Raw genomic sequence first — 19,150 nt, 5'->3', positions numbered from 1 at the left:
GGCGGGCCGTCAGCGATTGACGGGAATGAAGACCCTGGGCTGCTCGGTCCAGGTGTCCGCCATCCTTGTCATGGTCCGGCGCATGATCCGCTCCGAGCCCTCCCGGGCCGCCGCGCCATCGCCCCTCGCGATCGCCTCCGCGACATCCACATGCCACTGCAGCGCCGCCTCGTGCGGGTGGTCCGGCATCAGTCCGTGGACGGTCCTGCCCGTCAGCGTCTCGGCCACCTGGCCCATAAGGTTGGCGAACATCTCGTTGCCGGACCCGGAGAGCAGCAGCGAATGGAACGCAATGTCCAGCTCCAGGAACCGGGGCACGTCGCCGTTGTGGCCGGCGTCGCGCATGGCACGTGCCACCTGCACCAGTTCCAGCCGAAGCGGTGCCGGCGCGTTCGCGGCTGCCAGTTCGGCCGCGGCAGGCTCCACGGCCGACCGCAGTTCCGCCAGGGACCTCAACTGGGCGCCGCGGGCGTCGCTGGCCAGGCGCCAGCGGATCACCTGGGCATCAAAAGGGTTCCAGCGGCCCGCGGGAAGCACCCGGATGCCCACCCGCTTGGTGGTTTCCACCAAGCCGAGCGACTGCAGCACCCGGACCGCCTCCCGGATCACGGACCGGGAAACCTTGAGCTCCACCTCGAGCTGCTCAGCGAGCATCACGTGTCCGGCAGGCAGCTCACCGGAGATGATGCGGGTGCCAAGATTCTCGATGGCACGGTGGTGCAGGCTGCTGGTCATGGCCTCCAGCCTAGTGCGGTCTGCTCCGGCGGCAGGCTCCGGCCGGGACCGCCTGCGACACAATGGGTTCCATAACGTGGGCGTTACTTCCCTGTTACCGGATGAATATATATGCTTTATTACGACCCTTGGATCTGCGAACGCACTTCTGCATCCGGAAACCGGCCTTCGCATCCGTCGCACAGTACAAATTGGAGTTTTAGATGTCTGCACACATCGGTGTCACCGGCCTCGCGGTGATGGGCGCCAACCTCGCCCGCAACCTGGCCCGCAACGGCTTCACGGTGGCCCTGCACAACAGGTCCGTCGAAAAGACGGACGCGCTTCTGGCCAAGCACGGCACGGACGGCGAGTTCATCCGGACCGAAACCCTGCAGGAACTCGTCGATTCGCTGGAGAAGCCCCGCCGGGTCCTGATCATGGTGAAGGCCGGCAAGCCGGTTGACTCCGTCATCGAGCAGCTCGAACCGCTCCTGGAAGCTGGCGACATCATCATCGACGCCGGCAACTCGCACTACGAGGACACCCGCCGCCGCGAGGCTGCACTGGCCAAGAAGGACCTGCACTTTGTGGGCGTTGGCGTCTCCGGCGGCGAAGAAGGCGCCCTCAACGGCCCCTCCATCATGCCCGGCGGTTCCAAGGAGTCCTACAAGGCCCTGGGCCCGCTGCTGGAAAAGATCTCCGCCAAGGTCGACGGCGAGCCCTGCTGCGCCTGGATCGGCACCGACGGCGCCGGCCACTTCGTCAAGATGGTCCACAACGGCATCGAGTACGCCGACATGCAGGTCATCGGCGAAGCGTTCGACCTGCTCCGCTCCGGTGCGGGCATCGAACCTGCAGAGCAGGCCAAAATCTTCACCGAATGGAACAAGGGCGAACTGTCCTCTTTCCTGATCGAGATCTCCGCCGAAGTCCTGGGCCACGTGGACGCCAAGACCGGCAAGCCGTTCGTTGACGTTGTGGTGGACGCCGCAGGCCAGAAGGGCACCGGCCGTTGGACCGTCATCTCGGCCCTGGAACTCGGCTCGCCGGTCTCCGGCATCGCCGAGTCCGTGTTCGCCCGCGCGCTGTCCTCGCAGGCCGGCCAGCGCAAGCTGGGCCAGGAACTGCTGGCAGGCCACGAGGCCAACGTCGAAATCCCGGACACCTTTGTGGAGGATGTCCGCCAGGCGCTTTACGCCTCCAAGCTGGTTTCCTACGCCCAGGGCCTGGACATGCTGACTTCCGCTGCGAAGGAGTACAGCTGGGACCTCAAGCTGGACGAGATCGCTTCCCTGTGGCGGGCCGGCTGCATCATCCGCGCCGAGCTGCTCAAGGACATCACCAAGGCCTACGCCGCCGAGGACAAGCCCGCCAACCTGCTGTTCGCCCCCGCGTTCACCGAAGCGATCGCCGGTGCCCTGCCGGCATGGCGCCGCGTGGTGGCCACCGCAGTGCAGCTGGGCATTCCGGTCCCCGTGTTCTCCTCCTCGCTGGCCTACTACGACGGCCTGCGCCGCAAGCGTGTCGCAGCAGCCCTCATCCAGGGCCAGCGTGACCTCTTCGGCGCCCACACCTACGGCCGCGTCGACTCCGAAGGCACGTTCCACACCCTCTGGGGCGAGGACAAGTCCGAAATCGAAGCTGTGGACACACACTGACGTCCCCGCGCTGAAACACCAAGGGCCGGCAGTTCCGAAACGGAACTGCCGGCCCTTGGCCGTTAAAGTCCTGACCGGGTTGGGTCAGATCCGGTATTCGATGTCGTACTCGGCCGGGTCAACGGCAGGCTTGGTTTCAAGCTGCGCATCGCGGTGCCGCCACCGGCCGGGGATACCGGTCACAATGGACTCAGGCGGAGCGTCCTTGACCACCACGGCATTGGCACCCACGGCACTGTCCCGGCCGATGGTGATGGGGCCCAGGATCTTGGCGCCGGCGCCGATGGTGACGCGGTCCCCAATGGTGGGGTGCCGCTTGATGCGTGCCAGCGAACGGCCGCCCAGCGTCACGCCATGGTAAATCATCACGTCCTCGCCGATCTCGGCGGTTTCCCCGATGACCACGCCCATGCCGTGGTCAATGAAGAACCTGCGGCCCACGGTGGCACCCGGATGGATTTCAATGCCGGTCCAGGACCGTCCCAGCTGGGACAGCAGCCGCGCGGGGAACCGCAGGGAAGGGTTCTGCCACATGCGGTGGGTCAGCCGGTGGATCCAGATGGCATGCAGGCCGGAATAAGCGAAAAAGTTCTCGAAAGAACCCCGGGCCGCCGGGTCGTGGGACCGGGCGGCCTCGAGGTCTTCCTTCAGTCTTGCAAAAAAGCGCACAAAGTACTTTCTACAGGAAACGCTGTGGTGTTCGGCCTGATCAGCCGCGGATGTCGTCATAGAGGACGGTGGAGATGTAACGCTCGCCGAAATCGCACACGATCGCGACAATCAGCTTGCCGGCATTCTCCGGGCGTTTTGCCAGTTCCAGGGCACCCCACACAATGGCGCCGGAGGAGATGCCGCCCAGGATGCCCTCCTTGATGCCCAGCTCGCGGGCAACGCGGACGGAGTCTTCCAGCGTGGCGTCCAGTACCTCGTCATAGACGTTGGTGTCCAGGATTTCGGGGACGAAGTTGGCGCCGAGGCCCTGGATCTTGTGCGGGCCCGGGGCGCCGCCGTTGAGGATCGCGGAGTCCTTCGGCTCGACGGCCACGATCTGGATGCCGGGCTTGCGTTCCTTGAGGACCTGGCCTACGCCGGTTACGGTTCCACCGGTTCCCACGCCGGCAACAAAGATGTCCACCTTGCCGTCGGTGTCGGACCAGATTTCCTCGGCCGTGGTGGTGCGGTGGACTTCGGGGTTGGCCTCATTGGCGAACTGCTGGGCCCAGATGGAGTTCGGCGTGTTGGCAACGATCTCCTGGGCCTTCTCGACGGCGCCGCGCATGCCTTCGGAGCCCGGGGTCAGGACGATTTCCGCACCGTAGGCGCGCAGCATAACGCGGCGCTCTGTGGACATGGTTTCCGGCATGGTGAGGATGACCTTGTAGCCGCGGGCAGCGCCCACCATGGCCAGGGCAATGCCGGTGTTGCCTGACGTGCCTTCAACGATGGTGCCGCCGGGCTTCAGGGCACCCGAGTTTTCGGCGGCGTTGACAATTGCCACACCGATGCGGTCCTTGACGCTGTTGGCAGGGTTGTAGAACTCCAGCTTGACGGCGACGGTGGCGTCGAGGCCCTCGCTGAGCCGGTTCAGCCTTACCAGCGGGGTTCCGCCAACCAGCTGCGTTACATCGTCATAGATCCGTGCCATGTGCAGATACGCCTATCTCTGAGTGTGAATACTGAGGTCAGCCTAACGAGGCCGCGTAATGCTGGCTAAGCGTTAAGCCATGCAGAGTAATATTTCCTGGCCTTCGCGAGCTTGGGGTTGATGATCACCTGGCAGTACCCCTGCTCGGGGTGTTTGCCGTAGTAGTCCTGGTGGTAATCCTCGGCCACGTGGAACCGGGGGAGCCGGCTGACCTCCGTGACGATCGGATGGGACCACAGGGCCTGGTTACGGTCAATGGCTTCTTCGAAGAGGATCTTTTCCTCCGTGGTCTCGTAGAACATTGACGAGCGGTACTGGGTGCCCACGTCGTAGCCCTGGCGGTTCAGGGTGGTGGGGTCGTGCAGCGCGAAGAACATGTCCAGGATGACTTCCGCCGGGATGATGTCCTCGTCGAAGGTCACCGCCACCACCTCCGCGTGCCCCGTGGTGCCGTTGCACACGGAGTAGTAGTCCGGCCGGGGATCATGCCCGCCGGTATAGCCGGACACCACCGAGCTCACGCCCTTGGTTTTCTGGTAAACGGCGTCGAGGCACCAGAAACAGCCTCCGCCCAGAACAAAAGTTTTCATGTCCTCTTCAATGGTTGAGCGTGCCGGATGATTCCCGGCACAGCAAGGCGCGGCTGCCCGGGCACGCTCCCCGGGACCCGCAATGGGGTAAAACTAAGACTATGGAACCTGTGGACACCGACGTTACCGGCCCCGATAATCACGACGGCGGCACACCGCCCGGAGCCTCGGGTCCAGGGCCAGGGGCCGTCACCACACTGGCAGACCTGCTGCTCGCTGTCGAAGAGCTCTGGCCGGAGTCCCTCGCAGAGAACTGGGACGAGGTGGGCCTGGTGGCGGGGCGTCCGGGCGCACCTGTGTCCAAGGTCATGTTTGCCGTGGACCCCACCCTTGAGGTCATCGAGGAAGCCGTTTCCTGGGGCGCGGAACTCCTCATCACCCATCACCCGCTGCTGCTCAAGGGCGTCACGTCCGTGGCTGCCACCTCTGCCAAAGGCAGGGCCGTGCACCGCCTGATCGAATCAGGCACTGCACTGCTGACCGTGCACACCAACGGGGATTCCGCCGTCGGCGGTGTTTCCGATGTACTGGCCGATGCGCTGGGGCTTCAGGATGCGGTCCCGCTGACGGCAGCCGCCCACGGACTGCCGGAAGAAGGCATCGGCCGGGTAGGGGACCTTGCGGAGGCCGTCAGCCTGGGCGACTTCGCTGCCCGGGTGTTCGGTATCCTTCCGGCGGTGGCCGGCGGCGTCCGGGTGTCCGGCGACAAGGACGGCCTGGTACGCCGGGTCGCTGTCTGCGGCGGCGCGGGGGATTCGCTGTTTGACGAGGTCCGCGCCAGCCATGCGGACGTCTACGTCACCGCGGATCTGCGGCACCATCCTGCCTCGGAGGCCCGCGAGGCGGCTGTGAACGGCAGGCCTTACCTGGTGGACGTCTCGCATTTTGCCAGTGAATGGCTCTGGCTTCCGGCTGCTGCCGCCGCGCTGGGCAACGTCCTCTCGGACCAGGGCCACGAGGTGCAGCTCAGGGTCAGTGGCACCAACAGTGACCCCTGGGACTTCATCCTGACTCCCGGCTAGGCCGGGCCCGCACACAACCCAGCCCGCGCAGCGAGGCAGGGAAGCAGGGCAGGCGCTAGAGTCGTGGGAGCGCCAAATCGGTGCCCGGCCATGGGCCGGAAGGTTTTAGCGGAGGTAAAAGTGGCGAAGGCAGCACCGGCGGAACAGTTGAAGTTGCTTGAGCTGCAGGGTTTTGACGCCAAACTGACGTCGCTGGCCAACCGCCGCCGGACGCTTGAGACCGATCCCCGCATCAAGGACCTCGAAGCTGCACTGGCCGTTGCAAACGGCACCCTGGGCTCGGCGAAGGTTGCCGTCCACGATGCTGAAGCCGAGCTGAAGCGGGCTGAGGCCGACGTCGAACAGGTTGCCGGCCGCATCCAGCGGGACGAAGCGAAACTGAACAGCGGCACCGGCCTGTCCAAGGACCTGGTGGCCCTGCAGAAGGACATCGTCTCGCTCAACAAGCGGCGCTCGGACCTCGAGGACGTGGAACTGGAGGTCCTGGAACGGCTGGATACCCTGCGGGCAACGCAGGCCGGGCAGCAGGTTATCGTTGACGTCATCCAGGGCTCCTTCGGCGGCATCCGCGCCGAGCTCGACGCGGCGCTGGCCGAAGTGGCTGCCGAAGCCACGGAGGTAAAAGCCAAGCGGGACGACTTCGCTGCGCTGCTGGAACCCGCACTCCTGGCGGTGTATGAAAAGACGCTGGCGAAGCGGGGCGTGGGCGCAGCCCGGCTGTTCCACGGCACCTCGGAGGCGTCCGGCATGAAGCTCAGCCCGGGCGACCTGGCCGAGATCAAGGCCGCCGCTGCCGATGACATTGTGTTTTGCCCGGACTCCGGGGCCATCCTGGTCCGCTCCGACGAGTGGAACGCCGCGGCCCCCGCCAGCTGACCCCAACTAACTAGCAGTAGATGTCGTTTTGGGGCGTCAAAACGACATCTACTGCGACCTAGTTGGGGAGGATGATGTTCAGCGCGTGCGGCTTGCGCACCGTGCCGGGAACCAACTCCGCGTCCCACCTTTCGCGGGCCGCTTTCAGCAGGGCCGCCGGCGTGGCGGGGGCGTTGCCGCGCCGCGCCAGCAGGTGCCGTGCCAGTTCCCCACGTGTGTGCTTGGCAAAATGGCTCACCACCTTGCGGACGCCGGCCACCTCGGTGAACACGTTGACGGCAACAGTACGGTCCGACGGCGGCGCCCACGCCGCTGCGTAGGTGCTGGACCGGCAGTCCACCAGCAGGTGGTCCGCCAGCTCCGGTGCGAGGGCGGCGCTCAGCTGCGGTTTCCAGAACGAGGCCAGCCGGCCGACGTCGGCCAGCGAGGTTCCCATGGACAAGCGGTAGGCGGGGACGCTGTCACCGAACCGGATCGCCCCCCACAACGCCGAAATCACCAGCACCGACTGGTCCGCCTTGCGCCGCTGCGCTGGGATCAGGCTGCGGTAGCCGAGCGCGTCGTACAGAACCCCGGAATAAATCTGGTGGGCAGGGGCCGCCGGTTCCGCGTGCAACCGGGTGTTCCGGTCGACGTCGTCCTGCAGGGACGCCCCCACGCCAAGCAGGGCCAGGGCATCCTGGTGGGCGCTGACCGTTCCCAATGCCTCCAGGACGGTGGCCCGGTGGGTGTTCAGGGCCGGAAAACTGAGTGTGGACCAGTCGACTGCGGGGCCGCGGACGGCGGGGGTCTTGCCTTCGGAGGGGGGAAGCAGAATCAGCACCGTCCGATCCTACCGGCGCTCCAACGCGCGGCGGCGCCAGGTTCCGGCACCCGCACCGTTAGACTTGATGCGGATGGGACAGCCAGGCGGCCGCGCGTCACGCAAGTGGCTCGAGGAACGTCCGGGCTCCGCAGGGCAGGGTGGTGGGTAACGCCCACTCGGGGTAACCCGCAGGCCAGTGCCACAGAGAAAAGACCGCCTGCCTCAGCCGTCCTTGGACGGGGGAGTGCAGGTAAGGGTGAAACGGCGGTGTAAGAGACCACCAGCTTCCCGGGTGACCGGGAAGGCTAGGTAAACCCCACCCGGAGCAAGGCCAGACAGGACACGTTTGAGGGCTGCCCGCCCGAGTGTCCGGGTAGGCTGCTGGAGGGCGTCGGCAACGGCGTCCGTAGATGGATGGCCGTCGCTCCCTTACCGGTAACGGTTCGGGGGAACAGAACCCGGCGTATCGGCTGTCCCATCCACACAAAAGGCGCCCCCTGGAGGGCGCCTTTTTCGTTGAAGGGAATCAGGACGCCATCAGTTCCTTCATGACCGGGACCAGCCTGTGCGCTGGCGGGGGATTGTGGCCGGCCTCTTCGTTGCTGAAGAAGCGGATGCTGACCCCCGCTGCGGCGTCGGCCCGTGTCAGTCCGGCAACCAAAGGCACCAGGTGGTGCTGCATGTGCCAGTGGTCGTGGGTGTTGATCATGACCGTCGCGGCCGGGACATGCTCTTCCTTTTTCCACAACTCCGCGATGCTGACGCGCCAGGGCATGGTCGCCTCAATCTTGATGGAGCTCATGCCGCCGAAGCTGGCCCGCAGGGTCCGTGCGAGTTCACCAACGTCGTGGAACCGCAGGATTTCGGTCTGCGGGTTGACCGCCAACGCTTTGGCGCCGCGAAGGTGGGTGGCCATGGCCAGGGAGGCGAAACCGCCAGCGGATGAACCGAAGAAAAGCGTCTGGCTAGGCTGAATCCCCAAATGCCGCAGCAGCCCGCCCATGAATGCCGCCGTGATTTTGGCGTAGTCAGCCGCAGCGGTCCCGATGAACCAACCAATCTGAACGTCATCTGCCAGGCGCTGGGTGGGGTCGGCCAGCGATATGCCCACGCCGTCCAGGTCAGCCAGCCACTTCATTCGCTGGAAGTACGGGTACGGGTAGGTCTCGCGGTTGATCCATCCCGGTGAGAAGATATAGGCCGCTTTAGACTCCGATGGCCGGAAATAGAAGTCCAGGGTGAAGTCCTTGAGTTTCACTTCGTAGTGTCCCTCATCCTGGATTTTCGCGTAGTCCGGACCGTTGATTGTTATCTTCTGCACCGTGTCAGTATGCCAGCAAGCGCTATCCAGCCTGGTAGGCGGGCAGGCGGAGTTGACCTGGTCCGATGCGTTGGGCATCCTGAAGCGTGCTTCCAATCTCTGACCTTCCGTCCGCTTCCGGACGTAAGGTTCCTTCCCCCGGCGGGCAGGCGGCTGCCCTGCTGGGGTTTCTTGGCCTGTCGATGGCAGCCTGGATCGTTGCATCAGTGCCCATCATTCTGAACTCCACCGGCTGGTTCGCCGCATCCGTCAAAGCCCCGTGGATGCCGCCGGGCTGGATGTTCAGGTCCATGTGGATGCTCCTGTACGCCGCCGTGGCGTTGGCGGCGTGGCTGGTATGGCGCCGGCAAGCACTTCGCGGCAGCACCCGGTGGTGGTACGCCGCACAGCTGCTGTTCAACGCCGCGTGGCCGCTGACGTTTTTTGGCCTGTATCCGTTGATCGGCACAGCGGCCCTCTGGGGTGCCCTGGTGGTCATTGCCGGCCTGGGTTTGTCCGTGGGATTCCTTGTGGTGCGCTTCGGCCCGGTCAGTGCCACTGCGGGGCTGCTAATGCTGCCTTATCTCTCGTGGGTCATCTATTCGTTCAGCCTGAACCTCTTTTCCGCCCTCCATAACTGAACGGCAGGTGTGAGTGATTTCACGGCGCCGGGGACTCAAACAGGCATCACGCCAAATTAGAATGGAACCGAACGCAGGGGTTCTTCCGCCGGAGCTCCGTTCTTAACCGGCGGTTTTTCTTTGCCAGCGATCCCGGTGCCCAGGGCCGAACCCTGCCGGCGCCACTGCCACTGGACATCATCAGGTGGCCTACAACCGCGCACGACGACGTACGCGGCTGAACCGAGGAAGGTATTTCTGTGAGCCAGACGTCAGATTCTTGTCTTGATACGTGGATGGGCCGGGAGGCCCTCGCCGAGGCCATGATCCCGGTGATTGGCCGGCTGTACCGCGACAACAACGTGGTCACCAGCATCCATGGCCGGAGCCTGATCAATAAGTCCACCATGAACATCCTCAAGGCGCACCGCTTCGCCCGCAGGATGAGCAAGGACGAACTGCTCCTGGAAGAGACAGCGCCGCTGCTCAATACCCTTGCCGGCCTGGAACTCGGCGCCGCAGCGATCGACATCGCGCGCCTGAACCAGAAGTTCAAGGAAGAAGGCGACGGCGCCTCGCTCGAGGAATTCCTCCGCGCTGAACTTGCCGACGTTGTGGGCAAGCGCGGCGGCGATGACCGCACCAGCACCGATGTTGTGCTTTACGGCTTCGGCCGGATCGGCCGGCTCCTGGCCCGCCTCCTGATCGAAAAGGCCGGCGGCGGCCACGGCCTTCGCCTGCGCGCCATCGTGGTGCGCCGCGGCTCGGACAACGACCTCGCCAAGCGGGCCAGCCTGCTTCGCCGCGACTCGGTCCATGGCTCCTTCGAGGGCACCATCCGCATCGATGAGGTTGCCAACACCATCACGGCCAACGGCGTCCAGGTCCAGGTCATCTACTCGGACAACCCCGCCACCATCGACTACACCACCTACGGCATCCACAACGCCCTGGTTGTGGACAACACCGGCCGCTGGCGCGATGCCGAGGGCCTCTCGCAGCACCTGCAGAGCACCGGCGTGGCACGGGTCCTCCTGACCGCGCCGGGCAAGGGCGACCTGAAGAACATCGTCCACGGCATCAACCACACCACCATCGAGGACAGCGACCGGATCGTCACCGCCGCATCCTGCACCACCAACGCCATCACTCCGGTGCTGAAGGCCATCAACGACAAGTTCGGCGTCATCCACGGCCACGTGGAAACGGTGCACTCGTTCACCAACGACCAGAACCTGATCGACAACTTCCACAAGGGCGACCGGCGCGGCCGCTCGGCAGCGCTGAACATGGTCATCACCGAAACCGGCGCCGCCAAAGCCGTTGCCAAGGCACTGCCTGAACTCCTGGGCAAGCTCACCGGCAGTTCCATCCGCGTCCCCACGCCTGACGTGTCCCTGGCCATCCTGAACCTCACTCTGGAGAACGGGACCACCAAGGACGAGGTCAACAACTACCTCCGGGAAATGTCGCTGCACTCGGGCCTGCGCAAGCAGATCGACTACATCGACTCGCCCGAAGTTGTTTCCACCGACTTCGTGGGCTCCCGCCGCGCCGGCATCGTGGACGGCCTGGCCACCGTCTCCACCGACAAAAACCTGGTGCTCTACGTCTGGTACGACAACGAATTCGGCTACAGCTGCCAGGTGGTCCGCGTGATGGAGGAGATGGCAGGGGTCAACCCGCCGTCCTTCCCCGCGAAGGAAAGCGCCGCTGCGCTGGCGGCCATCGCCGTCTGATCCGTCAAACGGTCAGCGGATTCCCGGCTGGTTCTCTGGAATCAGCCGGGAATCAGTACCACACTGGGGGAATGGAAAAAGAAAAGGCAATCCGGCACGAAACCACCCTCGAACACGCTCTCGACGTGGCACAAGACAACCACAAGGAAGCCATCCGGCTTTTGGAAGGGGCCCGTGCGGGCCACAAAACGGGCGACGTCGGTGCAGACCGGGTGCGCCAGCTTGAGGACCTGCTGGCCGTGGCCGAGGAGGACCTCCGCAGGGTGGTCCGGGAACAGTAACCGTCCCACCGAAGGGTCGAGTGGCCCTCCACACTGTGGATAACGGGGCAGCCCTGCTGCGGGTGCCCTAGGCTTTCCTGATGCTTGTCCCCACACCTACCGTCGTTGAGCCGTGAGCGTCAGCTGGGCCGCGTACCGGCGTGCCCGGCGCAGGTCACGGGCCGCGTGGGCCCTGCTCGCCGTTGCAGCCCTGGCCTTGCTTTCCGGACTGTTCTGGTTCTTCACTGCCGGGCAGTTTGCCGCAGCCGGCCCATCGTTGCCGGGTCCCACAGTTGCCCCGGTCTTCGAGCCGGGCTGGATGAAGCCGGTGGCTCCCGTCCACCCCGTGCCGGCCGGCGCAGCGGGCAACGTCCTCAACGGGCTGCCGGTAAAGGGCCGCGCAGGCAAGGGCGGATACAAGCGGGAAGCCTTTGGCGCGGCGTGGCTGGACATGGACCACAACGGGTGCGACACGCGCAACGACATCCTCCGCCGCGACCTGGCTGATGTCCGGTTCAGCGAGGGGTCACGCTGCAACGTCGCGGCCGGCCGGTTCACGGACCCGTACACGGCACGCGGCATAAATTTCAACCGGGGCCCTGACAGTAGCCAGGCCGTGCAGGTTGACCATGTGGTGGCCCTGGCGGATGCCTGGCAAAAGGGTGCCCAGCAGCTCAGCCCCGCACAGCGCACCGCCCTGGCCAACGATCCGCTGAACCTCATCGCTGTGGACGGCGCAGCGAACCAGGAAAAAGGCGCGGGCGACGCGGCCACCTGGCTGCCGCCGAACAAATCAATCCGCTGTCATTACGTGGCCCGCCAGATTTCGGTGAAAGCCGCCTACGGCCTCTGGGTGACTGCTGCCGAAAAGGACGCCATGAACCGGGTGCTGGGCTCCTGCCCCGGACAGCAGGCCATCAGGGTCCCCTGATCCAGGCCGTTGCCCTGTGGGGTCAGTGCCCGAACGGGTCCGGGTCGACGCCGGGGAGCCACGTCAGCCCTGGAACGCCCCAGCCGTGCTTTTTCGCCTGCTTCATTGCCTTGCGGCCATAACGGTCCAGCAGGCGGTTGACGTACAGCTTGCCGTCGAGATGGTCGAATTCATGCTGGATGACCCGGGCAAACCAGCCGGTTGCCTCAAACTCGACCGGCTGGCCATATCCGTCGAAGGCTTCCACGCGCGCCCAGTCGGCGCGCTTGAGCGGATACTGCTCACCCGGGAAGGACAGGCAGCCCTCTTCCTCCTCATCCGGATCGGGGACTGCACCGGAGACCTTGGAGAGCGTCAGGACGGGATTGACCAGGGCTGCGGTGGCGGGAGCGCCGTCGTCGTTGGCGTATTTGTAGACGAAAAGCCGTTTACCCACACCCACCTGGGGTGCCGCCAGCCCCACGCCGTTGGCGGCGTCGTTCGTTTCGAACATGTCGGCAATAAGGGTGCGGAGCGCGTCGTCGAACTCCTCCACTTCGGCTGCCCGGCGATGGAGTACGGGCTCTCCCCAGATGGTGATTGGCAGAACAGTCATCTTCAGCGGTCCTTCGACGTGCGGCCCCGGCCGGTTCGCCCGGGCAGGAAACAAAACAAAGGAGGCCGCACCGGGTATCCGGTACGGCCTCCTTCTTGGAAGGTCCACGACCATCCTGTGCGGGTGAGCTACGGGGGTTGAACCCGCGACCTCCTGGACCACAACCAGGCGCTCTGCCAACTGAGCTAAGCCCACCATGTGCCCCGCAGGTTTACCGGCTGACCGGCTCCCTCGAAAGGCAACTCAAATAGCTTACCTGCTGTTCGGGGCTGCTTTCACCACTTTTGCTGTTTTTGGCAAAAAATCCGCAAAACGTGGCGGAAATTACGCCTCGTTGTGCTCCCCGGCGGTGAGCCGGCGGGCAATCGACTTCGCCGTGGCACTGTCAGGCCCCGGGGCGGGCACAAAAACGGCCTCCCGGTAGTAGCGGAGTTCGTCGATGGAGTCGATGATGTCACCGAGCGCCCGGTGGCCGCCTTTTTTGGCGGGGGACTGGAAGTATGCCCGGGCAAACCAGCGGCGGGACAGTTCCTTGATGGTGCTGACGTCAATGACCCGGTAGTGCAGGTGCTCCACAACGGCGGGCATGTCGCGGGACAGGAACACCCGGTCGGTTCCCACCGAGTTGCCGCCCAGCGGCGCTTTGCGGGGGTCCGGCACCCATTCTGAGATGTAGGCCATAACTGCGGCCTCGGCCTCGGCCATGGTCTTGCCCGCCGGCAGTTCCTTCAGGAGGCCCGACGTCGTATGCATGTCCCGGACAAAATCATTCATCTGGGCCAGGGCTGCGTCATCGGGTTTGATGACCACATCCACCCCGTCGCCAAGGATGTTCAGTTCTGAATCGGTGACCAGCGCGGCGACTTCGATCAGGGCATCGTTTTCGATATCCAGACCTGTCATTTCGCAGTCGATCCAGACGATTCGTTCGTTAGAGATAGGCACCGGACCAGCCTACCGTTTCACCTTCAACCCGGACGCCGGTGCTAGGATTTCGGGTACGCGGCCTGCACTGCTGCCGCAGTAACGCGCCCGGGACTGCCCGGCGCCGCGCCGGTCAGCCCAAGCGCGGACGCAACAGCGGACAGCAAAAGATTGGACGATCCTGAAGATGACGGCGCCTATGCCCGCGACGGGGGAGAAGGCGGCCGCCCCTGCCGGAGCGGCCGGCCCGGAGGTGGACAATCCCGGCTCCCCGATCCTTGCCGGCTTCGTCGGTTCGCTGTTTATGTTTATCGGCTCCCTGGGCGTCGGCTGGCTGGCCCCCGTCTCTGAGCTGCGCCGTGTCCCGCTGTTCATCTGGATGCGGGCCGAGGCCGTCGGCGTCGCGCTTTCCATTGTGCTGCTGGCCGTGGGCGGCATGCTGCTGGTACGGGCCTGGCTGAGGCTGGGGCAGCGTGTGCGCGTCTGGGGTCCGCGGGCCCGCCGGGCGACGCTGACCGCGATCGGGGCCTGGAGCCTGCCCATGATGTTCAGCGTGCCGCTGTTCAGCCGGGACGTCTACGCCTACATCGGCCAGGGGCGGCTGATGGTGGAGGGCTTCAACCCCTACCGGAACGGGATCTCAGCCCTCTCCAACTATTTCCAGCTCGGGGCGGACAAGATGTGGACGGAGGCGCCCGTTCCCTACGGTCAACTGTTCCTCTGGATCGAACAGTTCGTGGTGTGGTCCACCAATGTCCATCCCGAAGCCAGCGTGATGCTGTTCCGGCTGGTGGCCCTGGCCGGCGTGGTGCTCTGCGTCATTTATGTCCCCAAGCTGGCCGAACTGCATGGTGTGAACCCCCACCGGGCTCTCTGGCTGACGGCCGCGAACCCGCTGTTCCTCACCAACTTCATCGCCAGCGTCCACAATGATTCACTGATGATCGGCCTGGCCCTGGCAGGCCTGTACTACGCGGCCACCCGGCGGGTGGTCCGCGGCATCGTCCTGGTGACCCTCTCCATCGCGGTCAAACCCATCACCATTGTGTTCCTGCCGTTCATTGGCCTGCTCTGGGCCGGCCGGGACGCCGGCTGGCTGCGGAAGATCGGTTTCTGGGCGCTGACGGCCGGGCTCAGCCTGGCACTGCTGGTCCTCATGAGCCTTGTTAACGGCTTTGGCTTCGGCTGGATCAACGGGCTGTCCGCTCCCGGCAGCATCTCCATCTGGTACGCGCCGGTGGGGCTGATCGGCATGGTGGTGGGCTCCCTCGGCAGCGCTTTCGGACTGGACGGCGCCCTGCTCTCGGCGGTGGTGGCCAACGCCGGCAAACTCCTGGCCGTAGGCATCGCCGGCTGGCTGATTCTCAAAGGGGACTACGACCGGTTGATGCGCCGGCTCACGCTGGCGTTCGCTGCCGTGGTGCTGCTCTCGCCGATCATCCAGTCCTGGTATGTGGTCTGGCTGATCCCGCTATTTGCCGTCACCGGGATCCGGAACGACTGGCAGGTCAAGGCCCTCTACTTTGTGGTGTCCTTCTTCATCATCTACGCCAACTCCGACCAGTTGGAAGTTTTCCCCTACCTGCAGACAGGTGATGTTGGCTTCGCCCTGCTCCTTGCGCGGGTGGCTGCGGCGGTCACCGGGGTCCTGTTTGCTTTGTACCTGGTCTTTTGGGACCCACGGACGCGCTCACTGTTCCGCAAGGCCGGCGATCCCGTGGTGGAACGCCCAGTCATCTGAGCCGCCAGGCATCAGGCCGGGCCGCCTGAAGGTCCTGGCAGCCGCCGTAACGCTTCACGGCGCGAGAGCTGGCTGAGGGAAGCTGAGTTCTCCGCCACGAAGCCCCGGACCCAGCCCGGCGCCGTCTTGCCGTATTCGCGCAGGGACCACCCGATGGCCTTGCGGATGAAGAATTCCCCATCCGCCAGGTTCGGCACAATAACCTGCGCCAACAGCCGGGTGTCCGTGGCAGTCTTTGCCTTCAGCTGCGACAGAATGGCCGATCGCCGGATCCAGAAATCGGGGTCCGTGCTCCAGGCCAGAATCACCGCAGTCATCTCATCCCGATGGGCCTGCAGCAGTCCACAGATCCTCCCGGCCACACCATCCACAAAGTCCCACCACGCGCCGGTGCGGATGATCTCCTCATAAACGGGAAGCATGTGCAGATCCCGGGCCACCATCCGGTTGCCCGTCAGGTCGATGGCCGCGTAGCGTTCCTCCCGCACGGTGGAGGTGCGCCACAGCTCCAGCACCGTGGCCCGAAGCTGATCCGCAGATTCAAAGGGCAGCCCGGCCGCGGCGTCCGCTGCGATCCGGCGGACATCGGGAACGCGGACGCCCAGCGACGGGAGCTCCGACTTCATATAGGCCTGGGCACCGGCGGCCCGCCCCGGGTCGGCGTGGTCCGCCAGGGCCGATCGGATGGCCGAGATCAGTTCCCGATTGACGTGGTCCGGAATGTCCATGAGGCTACTGTAGCCAGCACCGGCCCTTTTGCGGGCGGTGCCCGCCGGCAGGATCTGGGCTACGCTGTTTAGCGCTAACAATATTGTCGAACCGGAGGACGCATGACCGAAACCAGCATCGCCATGGGGCCCTACTCTGCGGTGGTCACTTCACGCGGGGGCGCCCTCCGGGAGCTGCAGCACAACGGCCGGGACCTGGTGGTGGGCTTCGGGGCCGGGGGCAGGATTCCCGACTACCGGGGCGTCATCTGCGCCCCGTGGCCCAACCGCCTGGCGGACGGCGCCTACGAGTACGCCGGCACGGCGTTCCAGGCTGGGATCAACGAACCGGAGCGCGGCGCAGCACTGCATGGGCTTGCGACGGACCAGGTGTGGGACGTGCGCGAGACGACCAACTCCTCCGTCACCCTGGGCTGCACCGTCGAGGCGGGTCCGGACTACCCTGCGGACCTGGACCTGGAAGTCAGCTACACGCTGGCGGCCGACGGCCTGCACTGCTCCGTCCGGGCCGCCAACACCGGCGGGACGGCCGGGCCATACGGCGTGTGCCCGCACCCCTACCTGGTGGCAGGGCCGGCGCCGCTGGACGAATGGACCCTGGAACTGCCGGCCTCCGAGTACCTTGCGGTGACGCCGGACAGGCTGCTGCCGGTGGGAATGAAGCAGGTGGCGGGCGGCAGCTTCGATTTCCGCGCAGAGCGCCGGCTCGGTCCGGTAAAAATCGACCACGCATTCACGGGCATCACCAGCGATGACTCGAAAACGGCGCGCGTCAGGGTGCACGATCCCTCCGGAACCGGGGTGGAGCTCGAATGGGGTGCAGAGTGGGCCTGGGTGCAGATCCACACCGCCGACAAACCCACCAAGCCGGACCGGCTGGGCCTCGCCGTGGAACCCATGACCTGCCCGCCGGATGCCTTCAACTCAGGGACTGACCTGATCCACCTCCAGCCGGGTGACACCCACACCGCGGCCTGGGCCATCAGGGCCCTCGGCTAAGGCCGGACAGGCCTCCGGTCACGGCTTCAGGACTGGGCCCAGCCCGCGCGCTGCAGCCACGCGGCGCACAAGGCAGGCCACTGGTCCGGGCCCGCTTCGCCGCCGGCCAGCCCCAGCCCGTGCCGGCCGTTCGGGAAAACATGCAGTTCTGCCGGGACGCCGGCGGCCATCAGGGCGCCTGCATAACCCAGGCTGTGGCTGACGGGCACGGCGGCGTCGTCGGCGGTGTGCCAGACAAACGCCGGCGGCGTGTCCGCGCCCACCTGTTGCTCTGCGGAGACTTCGGCCAGCAGGTCCGACGGCGGCGCGTCGCCCAGGAGGTTATCCACCGAGCCCTGGTGTACTTCAGCGGTGTAGGACACCACGGGATAGCACAGGACAGTCCGGTCCGGCACGCTGGCATCCACGTCCAGCCGGGAACTGCCCGTGGCCACTCCCGTGGACAGGGTGGCAGCGAGGTGCCCGCCGGCTGAGAAGCCCAGCACGCCAACCCGGCCTGGTTCCAGGTCCAGCCCGTGGGCGCCGCTGCGGATGTACAGCATGGCTTCCTTGGCGTCCATCAGGGGAGCCGGATGCCTGTCCGGCGCCACCCGGTAGCGCAGCACAAACGCGTGGATTCCCAGGGACGCCAGCCACTCGGCGACCGGCTCGGCCTCGTGATCCGCCTGGCGGGCATAGCCGCCGCCCGGGAGCACCAGCACGGCCGGCCTGGGTCTTTCAGCCCCGGCGGGCACCACGCTCAGGCCCGCAACAGGCCCGCCGCTCATGCCCCGGCCTCGGTACTTCGCCGCAGGGTCACGGCTCCCGTGATGGGTGGGCCGGCCTCATCCGGGTGTTCGGCCGCGCCGCGGGCGGTGGCCCGGGTGGCCAGGCGGCCGATGTCTTCGAGCGGCAACCGCACCGTTGAAAGCGCCGGGCGGAAGTCACGAAGCGTCTCGATGTCATCAAACCCGGCGATGGTGGCATCGCGGGGGATCCGCAGGCCTTCGGCGCGCAGCGCGGCCGTGGCGCCGATGGCCATCACGTCGTTGACGGCGAAGATGCAGAGCGGCCGCCGGGCGGGGCCGGCCGCCTTGAGCCGTTGGGCCAGCGCCAGCCCGGCCTCGTAACCACCGGAGCGGTTGAAGGCGCTCCGCACCAGTTCCGCAGCCGGCCGGCCGGCCCGCTCCAGGCCTGCCTGGAAGCCGCGGATCCTGTCATCGGAGGTGAACAGACCCTCAGGTCCGCCAATCACCACAAAATCGCAATCGCGGCCCTCGGCCAGGCTGGCCGCCAGCGATTCGGCAAGCTCCTCGTTGGGGACGGCCACCACGTGGTATCCCTCGCTGGCCGACGCGCCAACAACGGGATGGCCCACCACAGCCACCTGGCCGCCGTTGCGGCAGTACCTGTCCAGCTCCGCGGCCAGTTCGGCATTGTCCTGCAGATCCTCGCTGCGGGCGGAGCGGGAGCCCGCGATGACGATCGAGTCGGCGCGCCGGGCCGCAAACGCCGCCACGGCTTCCTTCTCCTCGGCCGGTGCCCCGCCTGTTGTGGCGAGCAGGACCATGCGGCGCTGTTCCCGTGCCGCGTCCTGGACGCCCCGGGCAATCGCCGCGAAGTAAGGATCGGCGATGTCATGGACAATCAGCCCGATCAGGCCCGAACTGGACTTCGCCAGGCCCTGGGCCTGCGCGTTGGGAATGTAACCCAGGGAGTCCGCTGCCTGGCGGACCCGCTGGGCGATATCGGGCCCGGGGGTGCGGGCCGAGCCGTTCAATACACGGGACGCCGTGGCAGGCGATACCCCGGCAAGCCGGGCCACTTCGGTCAGGGTACTAGCAGCCACAACATCTCCTGGTCAACGTAAAAAGTGGGCCAAATAACAGTTCCCCCAGTATGGCAGGGGAAGTTCTTTGCGGAAAGCGCTTGCCAACCCTGTCCTTTCCGGTGCATTATTGAAGCAGTGGGAATGCGCTTTCCCAATCAGCTTGAGTAACACTGCTCACTCACCGTGGAGG

Annotated in this window: 20 protein-coding genes, 1 tRNA gene and 1 other RNA gene; 10 read left to right on the top strand and 12 right to left on the bottom strand. The window is 65.8% G+C overall.

The window, feature by feature from the left end; translation table 11 throughout:
- Positions 1-9: 9 nt before the first annotated feature.
- Positions 10-735 (bottom strand): FadR/GntR family transcriptional regulator, encoded by a 726-nt coding sequence (locus ACU18_RS06755; RefSeq protein WP_050684766.1) that lies wholly within the window; start codon positions 733-735, stop codon positions 10-12.
- Between the two features lie 203 nt (positions 736-938).
- On the opposite strand from ACU18_RS06755, the gene gndA reads away from it, so the two are divergent.
- Complete coding sequence (gndA, locus tag ACU18_RS06750; RefSeq protein WP_050684765.1) at positions 939-2,375, top strand: NADP-dependent phosphogluconate dehydrogenase; 1,437 nt, start codon at positions 939-941, stop codon at positions 2,373-2,375.
- An 84-nt stretch (positions 2,376-2,459) separates the two neighbouring features.
- Here the strand turns inward: gndA and epsC are convergent, their stop codons facing one another.
- The 3 genes from epsC to msrA all read right to left on the bottom strand — a co-directional run bounded on the left by epsC (position 2,460) and on the right by msrA (position 4,610).
- Positions 2,460-3,044, bottom strand: coding sequence for a serine O-acetyltransferase EpsC (gene epsC / locus ACU18_RS06745; protein ID WP_050684764.1), 585 nt, complete (start codon positions 3,042-3,044; stop codon positions 2,460-2,462).
- A gap of 40 nt (positions 3,045-3,084) precedes the next feature.
- Entirely contained in the window at positions 3,085-4,020 is a 936-nt protein-coding gene (gene cysK / locus ACU18_RS06740) for a cysteine synthase A (protein WP_050684763.1), read from the bottom strand.
- 65 nt (positions 4,021-4,085) lie between these two features.
- On the bottom strand, positions 4,086-4,610 hold the full coding sequence (msrA, locus tag ACU18_RS06735) for a peptide-methionine (S)-S-oxide reductase MsrA (RefSeq protein WP_050684762.1): 525 nt from the start codon (positions 4,608-4,610) through the stop codon (positions 4,086-4,088).
- A gap of 101 nt (positions 4,611-4,711) precedes the next feature.
- Between msrA and ACU18_RS06730 the strand changes: the two genes are divergently transcribed.
- Positions 4,712-5,632 (top strand): Nif3-like dinuclear metal center hexameric protein, encoded by a 921-nt coding sequence (locus tag ACU18_RS06730; protein WP_157407609.1) that lies wholly within the window; start codon positions 4,712-4,714, stop codon positions 5,630-5,632.
- A 120-nt stretch (positions 5,633-5,752) separates the two neighbouring features.
- Positions 5,753-6,508, top strand: coding sequence for a zinc ribbon domain-containing protein (locus tag ACU18_RS06725; RefSeq protein ID WP_050684761.1), 756 nt, complete (start codon positions 5,753-5,755; stop codon positions 6,506-6,508).
- A gap of 58 nt (positions 6,509-6,566) precedes the next feature.
- On the opposite strand, the gene ACU18_RS06720 is transcribed toward ACU18_RS06725, so the two are convergent.
- Positions 6,567-7,331: a YaaA family protein gene (locus ACU18_RS06720; RefSeq protein ID WP_050684760.1), complete on the bottom strand. Its 765-nt coding sequence runs from the start codon at positions 7,329-7,331 to the stop codon at positions 6,567-6,569.
- Between the two features lie 74 nt (positions 7,332-7,405).
- Between ACU18_RS06720 and rnpB the strand changes: the two genes are divergently transcribed.
- Positions 7,406-7,795: RNase P RNA component class A (rnpB, locus tag ACU18_RS06820), an RNA gene on the top strand.
- Between the two features lie 44 nt (positions 7,796-7,839).
- Here rnpB and ACU18_RS06715 read toward each other — a convergent pair.
- Complete coding sequence (locus ACU18_RS06715) at positions 7,840-8,634, bottom strand: hypothetical protein (protein WP_050684759.1); 795 nt, start codon at positions 8,632-8,634, stop codon at positions 7,840-7,842.
- Positions 8,635-8,816: 182 nt separating this feature from the next.
- On the opposite strand from ACU18_RS06715, the gene ACU18_RS06710 reads away from it, so the two are divergent.
- From ACU18_RS06710 to ACU18_RS06695, 4 genes are all read left to right on the top strand, one after another.
- On the top strand, positions 8,817-9,254 hold the full coding sequence (locus tag ACU18_RS06710) for a TspO/MBR family protein (RefSeq protein WP_082178212.1): 438 nt from the start codon (positions 8,817-8,819) through the stop codon (positions 9,252-9,254).
- A gap of 239 nt (positions 9,255-9,493) precedes the next feature.
- Entirely contained in the window at positions 9,494-10,972 is a 1,479-nt protein-coding gene (locus tag ACU18_RS06705) for a glyceraldehyde-3-phosphate dehydrogenase (protein WP_082178211.1), read from the top strand.
- A gap of 71 nt (positions 10,973-11,043) precedes the next feature.
- The gene (locus ACU18_RS06700) at positions 11,044-11,253 is read left to right on the top strand and encodes a hypothetical protein (protein ID WP_050684756.1); all 210 of its coding nucleotides are present in this window, start codon (positions 11,044-11,046) and stop codon (positions 11,251-11,253) included.
- Between the two features lie 112 nt (positions 11,254-11,365).
- The gene (locus ACU18_RS06695) at positions 11,366-12,163 is read left to right on the top strand and encodes an HNH endonuclease family protein (RefSeq protein WP_050684755.1); all 798 of its coding nucleotides are present in this window, start codon (positions 11,366-11,368) and stop codon (positions 12,161-12,163) included.
- 22 nt (positions 12,164-12,185) lie between these two features.
- Here ACU18_RS06695 and def read toward each other — a convergent pair whose 3' ends face one another.
- The 3 genes from def to orn form a co-directional block, all read right to left on the bottom strand.
- Positions 12,186-12,758, bottom strand: coding sequence for a peptide deformylase (def, locus tag ACU18_RS06690; RefSeq protein WP_050684754.1), 573 nt, complete (start codon positions 12,756-12,758; stop codon positions 12,186-12,188).
- Positions 12,759-12,880: 122 nt separating this feature from the next.
- A tRNA-His gene (locus ACU18_RS06685) sits at positions 12,881-12,953 on the bottom strand.
- Positions 12,954-13,082: 129 nt separating this feature from the next.
- The gene (gene orn / locus ACU18_RS06680; RefSeq protein WP_082178210.1) at positions 13,083-13,703 is read right to left on the bottom strand and encodes an oligoribonuclease; all 621 of its coding nucleotides are present in this window, start codon (positions 13,701-13,703) and stop codon (positions 13,083-13,085) included.
- A gap of 166 nt (positions 13,704-13,869) precedes the next feature.
- Here orn and mptB point away from each other — a divergent pair, with 166 nt between their 5' ends.
- A complete protein-coding gene (gene mptB, locus ACU18_RS06675; RefSeq protein WP_050684752.1) occupies positions 13,870-15,423 on the top strand; it encodes a polyprenol phosphomannose-dependent alpha 1,6 mannosyltransferase MptB in 1,554 nt (517 codons plus the stop codon).
- Between the two features lie 11 nt (positions 15,424-15,434).
- On the opposite strand, the gene ACU18_RS06670 is transcribed toward mptB, so the two are convergent.
- Positions 15,435-16,151 carry a DNA alkylation repair protein gene (locus ACU18_RS06670; RefSeq protein WP_050684751.1) on the bottom strand — a complete coding sequence of 239 codons (717 nt, stop codon included), beginning with the start codon at positions 16,149-16,151 and terminating at the stop codon, positions 15,435-15,437.
- Positions 16,152-16,253: 102 nt separating this feature from the next.
- Here ACU18_RS06670 and ACU18_RS06665 point away from each other — a divergent pair, with 102 nt between their 5' ends.
- Complete coding sequence (locus ACU18_RS06665; protein ID WP_050684750.1) at positions 16,254-17,150, top strand: aldose 1-epimerase family protein; 897 nt, start codon at positions 16,254-16,256, stop codon at positions 17,148-17,150.
- A 26-nt stretch (positions 17,151-17,176) separates the two neighbouring features.
- Here the strand turns inward: ACU18_RS06665 and ACU18_RS06660 are convergent, their stop codons facing one another.
- Positions 17,177-17,917 carry an alpha/beta hydrolase gene (locus ACU18_RS06660; RefSeq protein ID WP_050684749.1) on the bottom strand — a complete coding sequence of 247 codons (741 nt, stop codon included), beginning with the start codon at positions 17,915-17,917 and terminating at the stop codon, positions 17,177-17,179.
- Positions 17,914-18,978: a LacI family DNA-binding transcriptional regulator gene (locus ACU18_RS06655; protein ID WP_050684748.1), complete on the bottom strand. Its 1,065-nt coding sequence runs from the start codon at positions 18,976-18,978 to the stop codon at positions 17,914-17,916. The genes ACU18_RS06660 and ACU18_RS06655 overlap by 4 nt, the downstream gene beginning before the upstream one ends.
- Positions 18,979-19,150 lie beyond the last annotated feature (172 nt).

Source organism: Arthrobacter sp. ZBG10, from assembly GCF_001238605.1.
Lineage (GTDB): Bacteria > Actinomycetota > Actinomycetes > Actinomycetales > Micrococcaceae > Arthrobacter.
This window is presented reverse-complemented; position numbering and strand designations above follow the sequence as displayed.

Coding starts and splice junctions, on each gene's coding strand:
- mptB (WP_050684752.1), top strand. CDS start 13,870: ATGACGGCGCCTATGCCCGCGACGGGGGAGAAGGCGGCCGCCCCTGCC.
- cysK (WP_050684763.1), bottom strand. CDS start 4,020: ATGGCACGGATCTATGACGATGTAACGCAGCTGGTTGGCGGAACCCCG.
- ACU18_RS06700 (WP_050684756.1), top strand. CDS start 11,044: ATGGAAAAAGAAAAGGCAATCCGGCACGAAACCACCCTCGAACACGCT.
- ACU18_RS06660 (WP_050684749.1), bottom strand. CDS start 17,917: ATGAGCGGCGGGCCTGTTGCGGGCCTGAGCGTGGTGCCCGCCGGGGCT.
- ACU18_RS06755 (WP_050684766.1), bottom strand. CDS start 735: ATGACCAGCAGCCTGCACCACCGTGCCATCGAGAATCTTGGCACCCGC.
- gndA (WP_050684765.1), top strand. CDS start 939: ATGTCTGCACACATCGGTGTCACCGGCCTCGCGGTGATGGGCGCCAAC.
- msrA (WP_050684762.1), bottom strand. CDS start 4,610: ATGAAAACTTTTGTTCTGGGCGGAGGCTGTTTCTGGTGCCTCGACGCC.
- ACU18_RS06710 (WP_082178212.1), top strand. CDS start 8,817: ATGGCAGCCTGGATCGTTGCATCAGTGCCCATCATTCTGAACTCCACC.
- ACU18_RS06730 (WP_157407609.1), top strand. CDS start 4,712: ATGGAACCTGTGGACACCGACGTTACCGGCCCCGATAATCACGACGGC.
- ACU18_RS06665 (WP_050684750.1), top strand. CDS start 16,254: ATGACCGAAACCAGCATCGCCATGGGGCCCTACTCTGCGGTGGTCACT.
- def (WP_050684754.1), bottom strand. CDS start 12,758: ATGACTGTTCTGCCAATCACCATCTGGGGAGAGCCCGTACTCCATCGC.
- ACU18_RS06670 (WP_050684751.1), bottom strand. CDS start 16,151: ATGGACATTCCGGACCACGTCAATCGGGAACTGATCTCGGCCATCCGA.